12 protein-coding genes are annotated in these 12,364 nt (G+C 73.4%); 4 read left to right on the forward strand and 8 right to left on the reverse strand.

Annotated elements, in window-relative coordinates:
- Window positions 1-2: 2 nt before the first annotated feature.
- From ACMCNN_RS27235 to ACMCNN_RS27250, 4 genes are all read left to right on the forward strand, one after another.
- Window positions 3-1,115, forward strand: a complete 1,113-nt coding sequence (locus ACMCNN_RS27235; protein WP_412743341.1) for a serine hydrolase domain-containing protein — start codon at window positions 3-5, stop codon at window positions 1,113-1,115.
- Between the two features lie 53 nt (window positions 1,116-1,168).
- The gene (locus tag ACMCNN_RS27240) at window positions 1,169-2,221 is read left to right on the forward strand and encodes an MBL fold metallo-hydrolase (RefSeq protein ID WP_412743342.1); all 1,053 of its coding nucleotides are present in this window, start codon (window positions 1,169-1,171) and stop codon (window positions 2,219-2,221) included.
- Window positions 2,222-2,481: 260 nt separating this feature from the next.
- Window positions 2,482-2,832, forward strand: a complete 351-nt coding sequence (locus tag ACMCNN_RS27245) for a PadR family transcriptional regulator (RefSeq protein ID WP_412743343.1) — start codon at window positions 2,482-2,484, stop codon at window positions 2,830-2,832.
- Entirely contained in the window at window positions 2,829-3,707 is an 879-nt protein-coding gene (locus ACMCNN_RS27250; protein ID WP_412743344.1) for a hypothetical protein, read from the forward strand. Before ACMCNN_RS27245 ends, ACMCNN_RS27250 begins: the two co-directional genes overlap by 4 nt.
- A 127-nt stretch (window positions 3,708-3,834) precedes the next feature.
- Here ACMCNN_RS27250 and ACMCNN_RS27255 read toward each other — a convergent pair whose 3' ends face one another.
- The 8 genes from ACMCNN_RS27255 to ACMCNN_RS27290 form a co-directional block, all read right to left on the reverse strand.
- Window positions 3,835-3,972: a hypothetical protein gene (locus ACMCNN_RS27255; RefSeq protein WP_412743345.1), complete on the reverse strand. Its 138-nt coding sequence runs from the start codon at window positions 3,970-3,972 to the stop codon at window positions 3,835-3,837.
- 117 nt (window positions 3,973-4,089) lie between these two features.
- Window positions 4,090-6,477, reverse strand: a complete 2,388-nt coding sequence (locus ACMCNN_RS27260; protein WP_412743346.1) for a hypothetical protein — start codon at window positions 6,475-6,477, stop codon at window positions 4,090-4,092.
- A gap of 122 nt (window positions 6,478-6,599) precedes the next feature.
- The gene (locus tag ACMCNN_RS27265) at window positions 6,600-7,778 is read right to left on the reverse strand and encodes a glycosyltransferase family 2 protein (RefSeq protein ID WP_412743347.1); all 1,179 of its coding nucleotides are present in this window, start codon (window positions 7,776-7,778) and stop codon (window positions 6,600-6,602) included.
- A 9-nt stretch (window positions 7,779-7,787) separates the two neighbouring features.
- Window positions 7,788-8,966, reverse strand: a complete 1,179-nt coding sequence (locus ACMCNN_RS27270; RefSeq protein WP_412743348.1) for an acyl-CoA reductase — start codon at window positions 8,964-8,966, stop codon at window positions 7,788-7,790.
- On the reverse strand, window positions 8,963-10,009 hold the full coding sequence (locus ACMCNN_RS27275; RefSeq protein ID WP_412743349.1) for an acyl-protein synthetase: 1,047 nt from the start codon (window positions 10,007-10,009) through the stop codon (window positions 8,963-8,965). The genes ACMCNN_RS27270 and ACMCNN_RS27275 overlap by 4 nt, the downstream gene beginning before the upstream one ends.
- Window positions 10,006-11,337: an AMP-binding protein gene (locus ACMCNN_RS27280; protein ID WP_412743350.1), complete on the reverse strand. Its 1,332-nt coding sequence runs from the start codon at window positions 11,335-11,337 to the stop codon at window positions 10,006-10,008. Before ACMCNN_RS27280 ends, ACMCNN_RS27275 begins: the two co-directional genes overlap by 4 nt.
- Window positions 11,334-12,071, reverse strand: coding sequence for an SDR family NAD(P)-dependent oxidoreductase (locus tag ACMCNN_RS27285; RefSeq protein WP_412743351.1), 738 nt, complete (start codon window positions 12,069-12,071; stop codon window positions 11,334-11,336). The genes ACMCNN_RS27280 and ACMCNN_RS27285 overlap by 4 nt, the downstream gene beginning before the upstream one ends.
- The gene (locus ACMCNN_RS27290) at window positions 12,064-12,324 is read right to left on the reverse strand and encodes an acyl carrier protein (RefSeq protein WP_412743352.1); all 261 of its coding nucleotides are present in this window, start codon (window positions 12,322-12,324) and stop codon (window positions 12,064-12,066) included. Before ACMCNN_RS27290 ends, ACMCNN_RS27285 begins: the two co-directional genes overlap by 8 nt.
- Between the last annotated feature and the right edge of the window lie 40 nt (window positions 12,325-12,364).

Raw genomic sequence — 12,364 nt, forward strand, 5'->3', positions numbered from 1 at the left:
TGATGACACAGAATTGGAACGCCCTGCAGGGCCGGGTGCAGAAGTCGGTCGACGGGCTCGTCGCGTCCGGACGCGAGCGCGGCGTGCAGGTGGCCGCGTACCTCGACGGCCGGCTGATCGTCAGCGCCGTGTCGGGGATGGCGAACCCGCTCACCGGCCAGCCGGTCACCCCGGACACCCCGTTCTTCGGCTACTCGACGGGCAAGGGACTGGCCGCCACCGCGGTGCACGTGCTGGCCGAGCGCGGCGACCTCGACTACGACCTGCGGCTGGCCGACGTGTGGCCGGAGTACGGCCGCCACGGCAAGCAGGCCACCACGCTGCGGCACGTGCTCAGCCACTCGGCCGGGGTGCCGGCGCTGCCCTCGTACACGATGCCGGAGGACCTGCTCGACTGGGACCGGATGTGCCGGACGATCGCCTCCTCCTCGCCGCTGTGGGAGCCCGGCACCCGGCACGGCTATCACGCGTGGACGTGGGGGTGGCTGGTCGGCGAGACCGTGCGCCGGGCCACCGGCCGTCCCCTGTCCCGAGTGCTCGCCGAGGACGTGGCCCGGCCCCTGGACGCCGAACGGGAGCTGTACTTCGGGGTGCCCGCGTCCCAGATGAACCGGCTGGCCCGGCTGGAGGACCGCAACTGGGCCGCCGCGGTCGCCCTGGCCAGCACCCACCTGCCGAACTTCGACAAGATCGCCCCACCGGGGGTACGCCCCGACGCGGCGCTGGCCAACCGGCGCGACGTCCTGAACGCCGACCTCCCCGCCGTCGGCACGGTCAGCGCCCGCGGCCTCGCCCGCATGTACGCGGCCCTGATGGGCGAGGTGAACGGCGTCCGCCTGATCTCACCGGAACGCCTCAAGGAGGTGACCACGGTCGTCACGCAGGGCCCCGACTGGGCGTACGGCGGGGACGGTCCCAAGACCCTCGGGTACGCGGCCGAGATCGGCGGCACCCGTTTCGGCTGGAGCGGGATGGGCGGCAGCCTGGGCGGCTTCTACCCGGCGTACGGGCTGGCGGTGGCGTGCCTGAAGAACTACCTCGGCGTGGACGACGGTGATCCGATGGAGGGACTCGCCGCGATGATCCACGCCGCGGTGGCCAACACGGGGCATTGAGGAGATCGTCACAGCGAGGGTTGAGGGCGGCGGAGCACGGGTTAACGTTCGTTATGGAAACGGCAACGGGCGTCGCGGTCACCGGCGTGGCGCAGCAGCAGGCGTGGCAGCGCCGGGTGCTGCCCCCGGTCGAACAGGTCCGCCCCGGCCTGTGGTCCGTCCCCGTGCCCATCCCGCACAACCCCCTGCGCTACACCCTGTCGTACGCGTTCGTCACCGACGCCGGAGTGGTCGTCGTCGACCCCGGCTGGGACACCCCGCAGGGCCGGACGGCACTGACCGAGGGGCTGGCCGCCGCGGGCGCCGCCCCCACGGACGTCACCGGCGTCGTCGCCACCCACATCCACCCGGACCATCACGGCCTCAGCGGCTGGCTCCGGGAGACCGCCGGCGCCTGGATCGCGATGCACCCCGCCGAGGCGCGGACGCTGCCCGCGCGGGCGTGGCGCGACGAGCGCAGCGCCAACGATCCGGCCTGGCTGCGCGGGCACGGCGTACCGGAGGATGCGGTAGAGGGGCTGTTCATCGCGCAGACCGGCATCGCGGACCTGATGGCGATGGCGGAACCGGACCGCCTCATCGAGGACGGCGACCTGGTGCCGGTCGACGGCCGGGAGGTCCGGGCGGTGTGGACCCCCGGGCACACGCCGGGGCACCTGTGCCTGCGCGACGCCTCCGCGGGAGTACTGCTCACCGGCGATCACCTGCTGCCCCGGATCAGCCCGACGATCGGCGTGCACCGGGGACGCAACGCGGACCCGCTGACCGCGTACCTGGAGTCGCTGGCGAAGGTGGCCGCGTTCGCGGGGGACGAGGCGCTGCCGGCGCACGAGTACCGCTTCCGCCGGGTGCCGGCCCGGGCCGCCGACCTGATCGCCCACCACCGGGAACGGTCCGCCGAGATTCTCGCCGTGCTGGACACGCTGGTCGCGCCGACGGCGTGGAACATCGCGGCCGAGCTGACGTGGTCGCGCGGGTGGCCCGCCCTGCAGGGGCTGGCCCGGCGGCTGGCGCTGGCCGAAACGGTCGCCCACCTGCACCACCTCGCCGCCTCCGGCGTGATCGCCCAGGATGGCGAGACCCCGGTCCACTGGCGCCGCCTCTGACCTGGCGCCGCCTCTGACCTGGCGCCGCCTCTGACCTGGCGCCGCCTCTGACCTGGCGCCGCCCTGGGGGCAAGCGGCCGCCAGCGCCGCCGACCCGTGCTGGATGTCCAGGACGAAGGTCAGGCCCTCGGCGCGGCTCAGTTTCACGAGGGTGGGCAGGTTGGGCAGCGCCTCACCGAGCTCCAGGCGGGCGATGGCCGGTTGGGTGAGCCCGGTGGCCTGGCGCATAGTCAGTCAACGTGACTGTATATAGTTCTCGCATGAGTATGCGGGAACAGACGTACTTCATCCTGGCGGCGCTACTCGACGAGCCGCGCCACGGGTACGCGATCATCCAGAAGGTCGACGAGCTGTCGCAGGGATCGGTGAAACTCGCGGCCGGCACCCTGTACGCGGCCATCGACCGGCTCCACGCCAAGGGCTACGTCCACCACGTCCGCGAGGAGGTCGTCAACGGCCGCGCCCGGCGCTACTACGGGCTGACCCCGGACGGCCGGGCGGCCGTACGCGCGGAGGCCGAACGGATGGTCGCCGCCGCGAGAGTGGTGACCGAGCACGCCCGGATAGCCCGCGCCGATCGCCGCGGTTTCGGCGCGGCGGTGACGGCATGAGCGACGTGCTGGAAGGCCGCTACGGCAAGCTGCTGCGCTGCTACCCGGCCGCCGATCGCTCCCGGATCGGCGACGAACTGCTGGACGTCCTGCTCGCCTCCGCGCGCCCGGGTCAGCGCTGGCCCGATGCCCGGCAGGGCGCCGCGCTCGTGCTGGCCGGGCTGCGGACCCGCGCCCTCGCCGGACGCCTGTCCGCCCGTGCGATGTGGACCCAGGGTCTGCAGATCGCGGCCGTCGGCCTGTTGACGTACTCGGCCGTCGCCGGGCTGTTCGAGGTCGGGACGCGGCGCTACTACGGAACGTCCACGCCGGGACTGCTCGCGGGATCGGCAACACTGACGCTGCTGGCGATCCCGTTCGCCCTGCGCGGGCGTTTCCTGGTCGCCGCGGCAGCCATGTGGACCGCCTACGGACTGCACGAGATCCTCGACGTCGGCCCGGCAACATTCGCTGACCTGCACCAGCCCTGGGTCAAACACCTCTTGGCCGCGCTGGCGCTGACCGCACTGGCCACCGTCGCCCGGCCCGCCCGGGGCCGCCGGTCAGGGTGGTGGCTGGCGCCACTGGTGGTCTTGGCGCTGATCCCGCGACTTCCCCTGCTGCTGCCGCCGGGCGTCTACCTGCCGCGGTTCGTGGAGGTCGCGGTCCTGGTCGGCATGGCCGGCGTCGCGCTCGGGTGGATGCTCATCGATCCCCGCGTCGGCGCGGCGGCTGCCTGGTGGTCGCTCGGCGCCGTACTGATCGAGCTCGGCACCGTGTCCCAGCTGGCCCTGGCGGGCAGTCTCAAGTCCTATCAACCCGCCACGGTGATCGCCGCGCTGGTGGCTGTCGCGGGCTTCGGAGTCGCGGCGCGGCGCCGGGCAGCACGGCTGTGAACCGGGGCGCCGGCTCCACCCGTCGCTCCTATGTCAAGCCGGTGGGCACGGCTGACGTGCAGATCTTCGGCGACCGAGAACTCTTCGGGCATTGGCTGGCGACAGCAACTTCTGATCGCCGGGCGCCTCATTCGTCGTCGGGCCGCTGGGCCGTCTTCCACCTTGCCAGCCCCCACAGGTGCACCCTCGGCGACGACGTGCGCTCGTAGTCAGTGTCGAAATGCCCCACCACCGTGAACGTGGGCTCACGGAGCGTGTAGAGCATGTCATCACTGTGTAGGTCGAGTGCGGTCGCGATGTCATCGACGGTGAGCCCACGAGGATCGCCGACCATGTCGGCGGGGTACCCGACACTGATCGACGGTGGAGCCGGCGCACCGGCTCAGCGCAGCTCGTAGATCGTCACCGGCCCGTCGGTCCGGCGCAGTGTGGCCAGTTCCGCCAGCCGCGGCGAGACCGGGCCCGCGCGCAGGTCGGCGAACAGCCAGCGGACCCGGTGGACCCGGCGCAGTTCGGCCAGGTCCGCGGCGGTCGGGGTGGTGAAGGCCCGCTCGTTCAGGGCGTACACCGCCGGGTCGGGGGGCGGCTGGAACATGTACTTGACGTCGCCGACACCGTTCGCGGCGATCGCCGCGTCGGAGTAGCCCCAGCTCTCCACGAGTGTCCGGCGCCCGCCGAGCCCGGCCACCCAGAACGCCCGCGCGTCGCACATGGGCCGGGTGCGTACCGGTTGGCAGTGCACGTTCGTGGCGATCACGTCGTCGAGGGCGGCGTGCGCGTCGAGCCACTGGGCGGCCCGCATCTCCGGCGCGGTGACCACCTTTGTCGACAGCGGGGCCGGGCTCCGTTGCGCCGCGCGCAGGTTGTCCACGGTGGCCGCGACGCCGGTGCCGATTCCACAGCCCAGCACGGCGGCCACCGTCGTCCCGGCGAGCACCCGCACGACCGCCGAACGTCCCGGCGCCGCGCCGGGCGGCGGGTCAGCGACGGACGGCGGGTCACTCTCGGGAGGCGATGCCGCGCTCGGCCACCGCGACGGCCCCGCGCCCAGGTACCGGCCGACCCGGACGAAGGCCGGCCGGCGCTCGGCTCGGATCAGCACCAGGCCGGTCGCGGCGACCACGACCAGCAGGGCCGCCAGTCCGGCCGCCGCTCGCCACGCCGGTACGGCGAGGGCGTGCGCCCATCCGTCCACGGTGGCGATCTGCGGGGCGGGCACGCGCGGCGCGAAGGCGCCCCACAGAGCACCAGCGGTCGCCGCGACCAACGCCGCGACCCGCGGCCAACCGCCGCTGCCGGGCGGCACGAGGGTCGCCAGCAACCACACAGTGAGCACCGCACTGAACGGCACCACGCCGGTGAAGAAGTACAGCTGGCTGGACGACGGATGCCAGAGCAGCCAGGTGCCGCCCACACCGGCGACGGTGACCCCGGCCAGCAGCCACGCCGCCGGGTCGCCGCGGGTGGGCCGGATCCCCAGCGCGGCGAGGCCGAGCAGCCGGGGTGTCTGGGTGAGCACCCACCATCCGACCATCCAGACGACGAACCACAGCTGAGCCCCGGTGACCGCCGCCGCCGCGCTCGGCAGCACCAGCCCGTCATGACCGGGCCCGTCGCCCACGCCGAGGGTGCGCTGGTACGGCGCCGACCAGTCGAGCGCGGCCAGCGCCTGCACGGCCAGCGTGCCCGCGCCCCCGCCCGCGAAGGCCTTGAACCCGAGGGCCATCGCGCCGGTCAACGCGGCGAACAGCCCCAGCACCGGCCAGACGAGCGCCCGAGCCCGCCAGCAGGCGACGATCCCGCCCAGGAACACCCCCGCGACCAGCGGCGGGAGCGCGCTCGCCTTGGCACCGGCGCAGGCGAACGCCAGCGCGGGCACGAGCGTCCACGCCCCGCGCAGCGGCCGCCCGCGCAGCACATCGGCGCACAGTACGACGAGCAGCGCCGCCAGCGGCAGCGCGTACACCTGGGAGGGGCTGGCGAAGACGGCCGGGCCGCCGACGAGGACCCCGCCCGGAGCGCCCATGGTCACCGGCAGCCCGACGAACGCCGCGGCAGCCGACGCCGGCCCGGCCCACCAGCGCTGCGTCAGGTCCCGGCCCAGCACGGCGACCACGAACGCGGCCGTCGCCAGGATCGGCACGAACCACAGCCGCAGCAGCACGGTGGTGGCGGGCACCCCGGTGATCATGCTGGCGGTGGCCATGTGCGCGTCGGACAGGTAGTGGTAGCGCAGTGCCTCCCCGGCGAGCTGCGGCACCTCGAACGGCATCGTGCGGGTCAGCTCCCGCACGAGCGCCAGGTGGTACATCAGGTCCTGGTAGTAGACCGCCCTGGCGGGCGGCAGCGGGTTGGTGAGCATCGGATACCCGGCCCAGCCCACGATCAGCAGCACGACCCCGGCCATGAGCCACGACCAGGCGACGGGCAGCGGGCGGCGCTCACCGATCCGCCAGTGTCGTCGCAGCCGCGGCACCGCCAGGAACACGGCGATCAGGGGCACGGGCCACCAGCGCAGCGCGGCCTGCCACCCGGCCGCGGCGGACACCGCCCACACGGCCAGCTCCAGCACCAGCCCGGTGGCCGCGCCGAGGCCGAGGTCTTCGAGCAGGTTGCCGCGGCTGCCGCGCAGCGCCCGGTGGACCAGGGTGCCGGGCAGCACGAGGCACAGCGTCCAATACAGCGCGTACGCCGCGACGTCGGCGGCCGGGGTGCCCGTGGCGTGCAGCGTGTAGCCGCCCACGACGGCGACCGCCGGCCACGGCGCCACGGCCAGGAGGCCGGGAAGGCGGGGCCGGTTCCGGACTGCACGGGGCCAGCGCCCGGCCGGCGGACCCGTCCCGGCGGGCTGTGCGGGCGGGTCCCGATCCGCCACGCCCACCAGCTGCACGGTCATCGGGCGGCGGCCGGGGAACGGCCCGGCGGATGCGGTGCGGCCACCTCGGGCTCGTCGCCCGGCGGCACGGTGACCGGCGTACGGTCGGCGCGGCGCTGACCGGGGATCGGCGCGGGCCGCCCGGCCTCGCCCGCCGAGTCGTATCCGATGTGGAACGTGGGCCGGTTCTGCACCGTACGGTAGATCCGGCTGACGTACTCGCCGAGCAGGCCGAGGCAGATCAGCTGCACCGCGGACAGCAGCAGCACGGCGAGGAACAGCGACGTCCAGCCGGGGATCACCGCCCCGTTGGCCCACACCACCACGCCGAACACGATCATCGCCAGGCACAGGACGAACGCCGCCGCCCCCAGCCACGTGGCCAGCCGCAGCGGCGCGGCGGAGAAGTTCGCGGCGCTGTCCCACGCCAGCGCGACCATCTTGCGCAGCGGGTACTTCGTCGTCCCGGCCGCCCGCGGTGCCCGGGCATAGGACACCTCGCCGGAGGAGAAGCCGAGCGAGGGCACCAGCAGCCGGTACACCGGGGCCCGCTCGGGCAGGCCGCGCAGCACCTCGACCACCTCGCGGCTGAGCAGGCGGAAGTCCCCGGCCTGGGCGGGCACCTCGGCGCCGACGAGGCGCCGCATCAGCCGGTAGTAGACCCCCGCGGTGTGCCGTTTGAACGCGGTGTCGGTGCTGCGGTCGGTGCGGACGCCGTACACGACGTCGAGGCCCCGCTCGCGGGCCAGCCGCAGCATGCGCGGGATGACCTCGGGCGGGTCCTGCAGGTCCGCGTCGATGCTGACCACCCAGTCGCCGTACGCCCGGTGCAGCCCCGCGGTGAGGGCGGCCTGATGACCGCTGTTGCGGCGCAGCCGTACCAGCCGCAGCTCGGGCCAGTCCCCGGCCTGCTGGGTGAGCAGCCGGGCGGTCTCGTCCGCGCTGCCGTCGTCGACCGCGACGACCTCGTACGGCAGGTCCAGGTCGTCGAGGACCGGCCGCAGCCGGGCGACGAACGCCGGGATCACCGCCTCCTCGTTGAACATCGGCACGACGACGGAGAGCACCGGCGACCCGCCGTCGCCGCTGATGCTGTGTTGGCTGGGCATGCCCTCGCGGCCCTCGCTTCGCTCGGTGCACCCGGTCATGCTGTGTTGGCTGGGCATGCCCTCGCGGCCCTCGCTTCGCTCGGTCATTGCCGTTTCCTACGTTCGCAGGGTGGTGAGGCGGGTGAATTCGCGCGGAAGGTCGTAGCCGTCCCAGATCGCGCTGAAGGTCAGCGCGGAACCGAACGGCACGATCCGGTCCACGCCGCGCCCGCCGAGCGCCGCGGCGAATTCCCGCAGCTCGTCGGGGGTGAAGCCGAAGTGGCTGACGGTCTGGTCCTGCCGGGTCATGGCCGGCACCAGGTCGGTCAGGGAGTCCACGGTGGCGAACGGGAACGCGCCCGCCCCGATCCAGCGCCGGGGCGCGGCGGAGACCCCGCTCAGGGTGAGCCCGGTGACCGCGTTGCCCGCGTGCCGCAGGCCGGTGGCCGCACCGGTGGCGGCCAGGCCGTACGCGTGGACCCGCTTCTCCACGGCCATCGCCGCGTCGACACTCCAGCCGCGCTCCGCGACCGCCTCGCGGAGCAGGGCCAGGAAGTCGTCGATGACCCCGTCGGGGCGCGGCCCGACCAGGAACACCGTGCGCGGTGACGAACAGGCGGCCTGGTCGAACCAGTACGCGTCGTTGGCGAAGCCGAGTACGGCGGCGCGCCGGGCGGCCTCGTCGGCGGCCCGCCACCCGGGCACCGACAGCACCGCCCAGGACGTACGGTCGGGGAAGGTGAGGTCGCGCGCGGACGGGCGCAGCGGGTGCGCCCGGATGGTGTCCACGGCGGTGTCCCCGCCCCAGATGACCCGCAGGTCGCACCACGCACTGAGCGCGGCGGTGACGGCGTCGTCCCGCCCGTACGTCACCATCCGCTGGGTGCGGCCGATGACCGGGTCGGCGTCCGTGGCGTGCAACGCCTCCAGCACGACGTCGGCGGCGGCCGCGGAGCGTTCCGAGATCCGGACGACGTTGTGGTTTCCGGCCAGGGCGGACAGCGCCCACGAGTACACGAAAATGGTGTCCACATTGGCCGGCGGTACGTGGAAGACGTTCCCGAGTGGGAAGACCAGCGCATCGTCATGGCGCATCCTGGCCACGGCGCGGGCCAGCTCGGCCGGGCGCAGGAAGTAGCCGAGCGAACCCAGCTCCGGGTGCTGCCGGGCGACCGCCGGGGCCAGCAGGCGGCGGGCGAACCGGGCGAGGAAGTCCACGACCCGCTCGTCGCCGACCGCCAGCCGCTCGCTCGACGGCTCTGTCACATCCCCCGGCTCACCGAATCGAAACCTCACGCTGCAGCCCTCCCGGAACGGTAGGTGTCGGAGCAGCCGCGCGCCTCGGCTCGGGGCAGCCGCCCCAGCACGGAGAACCGCTTGCCCGGCCAGTCACCGTCGTCGACGCCGTGCACCACCCCGAGGTCCTCGGTGAGCAGCACGTGTCCGGGATACGACGTGGGCAGCGTGCTCACCACCTCGATCAGGCCGGGCTCGCCGGTCGGCTGTTCCTCCCACGTGTGCGGGTCGCGGATCACCACGTCCGCGAAGTCCGGGCAGTACAGCGACCCGCCGGTCGGCCCCTCCAGGAAGATCGTGCCGATCTGCTCGACCATGCCGTAGAAGTTGTGCACCCGGCTCAGGCCGGTGTCCTCGGCGAGGCGCCGCCGGAACTCCTCGGGCGGCACGGACTGGTCGACGAGCTTCTTCCAGCCGCCGGAGTGGATCAGAATGCCGTTGCTCAGGTCCAGCCCGTTGTCGCGGGCCACCTCGTACAGGTGCAGCCACACCAGGTAGGTGAAGCCGAAGACGAGGAACGGGGCGTCGCCGTGCTTGGCGAGGAACCCGCGTACCGCGTCGAGGTCGGGGCGTCCCTCGACGTCGAGGGCCCACACGTGGTCGCGGCCGAAGGTGGCCATGCCGAGCACCCCGGCGCCACGCGCGCTGAAGGAGCGGCGGTCGGTGAGGATGCCCCGCGAGTCCACCAGCAGCATGGGCAGCCGCTTGTCGCCGAGCACGGTCCGCAGCGTGGCGCCGAGCTGCCGGGTCTGCGTGGCCGCGGCCTGCTTGTCGAGGTAGATGCGGCTCACCTCACCGGTGGTGCCGCTGGAGGTGAGCACCTTGAACACCGCGTCGTCCGGGATGCTCTTCAGCGCCATGTGCTTGAACAGCCGGACCGGCAGCCAGGGCAGCTCCGCGACGGCACTCGCGGTGGTGAATCCCTCGGCCGAGAGGATCCGATCGTACGGGGCGCAGTGCGCGCGGTGGTGCGCCACGAGCGCGGACAGCTCGGCCAGCAGCGCCGGCTCGCGCTCTTTCTGGGTACGGGTGAACACGCTCACAGGGACGCTTCCAGACTGCGGTAGTCGACTTTGCCGGTGGGCAGCAGCGGCAGGGCGTCGACCCCGCGCACGTCCAGCCCGGAGAAGTGGGTGTCGAGCCACCCGGCCAGCTCCCCGCGTACGGCGCGGGCGTGTTCCGGGTCCGCGCCCTCGACGAAGACGTGGATCCGGTCGTCGCCCGCGACGGCGGCGACCGCGCCGTGCGTGGCGAGGCTGCGTTCCACGTCGTCGAGGTTGACCCGGACGCCGAACACCTTGCCGATCCGCTTGAGGCGGCCGGTGAGGAACAGGAACCCGTCGTCGTCGAGGTGGCCCAGGTCGCCGGTGCGCAGCACCCCGCCCAGGTCGTCGCCGCGGGCCAGGTCGGCGGCGGTTTCGGCGTACCCCATCATGACGTTGGGTCCGGTGTAGACGATCTCGCCGTCGCACGCGGCGAGCCCGCCGCCGGGGATCGGCAACCCGGCGGAACCGAGCTTGTCGGTCAGCCGGTGCGGGGGCAGCACGGCCATCCGGGCGGTCGCCTCGGTCTGGCCGTACATGACGAACAGCCGGCCGTCGACGGCGGCCATGCGGTCGCCGAAGTCCGCGACCAGTTCCTTGCGCAGCCGCCCGCCCGCCTGGGTGAGCGTGCGCAGGCTCGGGTAGCGGGCCGGGTCGAAGCGCAGCCGCCGCAGCATCTCGTACTGGTACGGCACGGCCGCCAGCGACGTGACCCGGTGGGTGCCCACGGCCGCCCAGAAGTCGCGGTGCAGCACGCCGGAGCGTTCCAGCACCACTGTCGCGCCGCGCAGCAGATGGCTGTGCAGCACGGACAGCCCGTACGTGTAGAACAGCGGCAGGGTGGTCGGCGCGACCTCGGCACCGGTGATGCCGAGGCTTTCCGCGATGGCCTCGGCGTTGGCCCGCACCGCGGCGGCCGACAGCCGCACCAGTTTCGGGTTGCCGGTGGAGCCGCTGGTGGTGAGCAGCAGCGCCAGGTCGCTGTGCACCGGGGCGGCCGGGGTCTGCCGGACCCAGGTGTCCGCCTCGGCCCGGTAGCCCTCCGGCGGGGCGCCGGTCACGCCGGTGACCAGTGCGGGCGCGAAGCGTGCGACCAGGTCGTGCAGCACGGGCTCGGTCAGCTCGGGGTCGAGCAGCGCGATCGGGCGCCCGGCCCGCAGCGCGCCCAGGTAGCGGGCGACTGCGGGCAGCTCGGTCGGGGTGAGCGCGAACGCCACCCCGGGGGCGTGCCGGGCGAAGTCGGCGGCGGCGGCATCGACCCGGCCGTGGTCGAGGGTGGCGCCGGTCGTCGCGTCGAGGACGCGGGCGTCCGGGTGGAGCAGGTTCACAACGTCAGTCCTCCGTCGACGCCCAGCACCTGGCCGGTGACGAAGCGGGCCTGCCGCGACAGCAGGAACGCGATCACGTCGGCGACCTCGGCCGCATCGCCGAGCCGTCCCAGCGGGGTGTCGGCGATGCGCCGTTCGCGGCCCGCGTCGTCGAGCGTGTCCAGCATGTCGGTGGCGATGAAGCCGGGGGCCACGGCGTTGACCCGGATGCCGCGCGGGCCGAGTTCCTTGGCGGCGGACCGGGCCAGGCCGCTCACGGCCGCCTTGGACGCGGCGTACACGGACTGACCGGCCGCGCCGACCTCGCCGGTGATCGACGCGACGAGCACCACCGCGGGCTCGCTGCCGCGGCCGAGCAGCCGGACCGCACCCTGCAACGTGTACGCCGCACCGGCCGCGTTCACCGCGAACAGCCGCTGCACCGTGGCGTCGTCGATCATGCCGAGCATCCCGGCGGCGTGCGTGCCCGCGTTGACCACGAGGGCGTCGATGCGGCGGAACGTCTCGAACGCCAGCCGCATCACGGCGCGGCTGGTCGCCGGGTCGGCGATGTCCCCGGCGGCGCTGACCGCGGTCACGCCGTACTTCTCCGCGAGAGCGGCGGCCGCCTCGGCGACCGGCTCCGGGCGGTGGCCGTGCAGGACCAGGTCGTGCCCGGTCTCGGCCAGACGGTGGGCCGTGGCCAGGCCGATGCCGCGGGAAGCCCCGGTGACCAGGGCAACCCGATCACCCATTGCTCGACCACCCGTCGCTGGCAACCCCGTATTTACCAAGAATTTTCATTGCCTCGTCAAAACTGGACATATTGATGACGTCCTCGGTGTCGATCATTACCGAGAATTCATCTTCCAGGGCCGCGATCAGTGACATGTGGGCAAGCGAGTCCCACTTCTCGTGATCCTGGTAGTGCAGATCGTCCACAGGCGCGTCCGCGGGCAGGTCGAGCGCCGCACGGAACACGTCGCGCAGTCTCTGCAGGTCAGTCACGGTGTTTCTCCCGAGGGGTGAAGAGCGAAGGGAACCAACT

Origin of the sequence: Krasilnikovia sp. MM14-A1004 (assembly GCF_047159485.1) — a bacterium.
GTDB lineage: Bacteria > Actinomycetota > Actinomycetes > Mycobacteriales > Micromonosporaceae > Actinoplanes.

Excerpts from the sequence above, each read along its gene's own strand:
- ACMCNN_RS27235 (WP_412743341.1), top strand. The coding sequence starts at position 3 with ATGACACAGAATTGGAACGCCCTGCAGGGCCGGGTGCAGAAGTCGGTC.
- ACMCNN_RS27240 (WP_412743342.1), top strand. The coding sequence starts at position 1,169 with ATGGAAACGGCAACGGGCGTCGCGGTCACCGGCGTGGCGCAGCAGCAG.
- ACMCNN_RS27245 (WP_412743343.1), top strand. The coding sequence starts at position 2,482 with ATGAGTATGCGGGAACAGACGTACTTCATCCTGGCGGCGCTACTCGAC.
- ACMCNN_RS27250 (WP_412743344.1), top strand. The coding sequence starts at position 2,829 with ATGAGCGACGTGCTGGAAGGCCGCTACGGCAAGCTGCTGCGCTGCTAC.
- ACMCNN_RS27255 (WP_412743345.1), bottom strand. The coding sequence starts at position 3,972 with ATGCTCTACACGCTCCGTGAGCCCACGTTCACGGTGGTGGGGCATTTC.
- ACMCNN_RS27265 (WP_412743347.1), bottom strand. The coding sequence starts at position 7,778 with ATGACCGAGCGAAGCGAGGGCCGCGAGGGCATGCCCAGCCAACACAGC.
- ACMCNN_RS27285 (WP_412743351.1), bottom strand. The coding sequence starts at position 12,071 with ATGGGTGATCGGGTTGCCCTGGTCACCGGGGCTTCCCGCGGCATCGGC.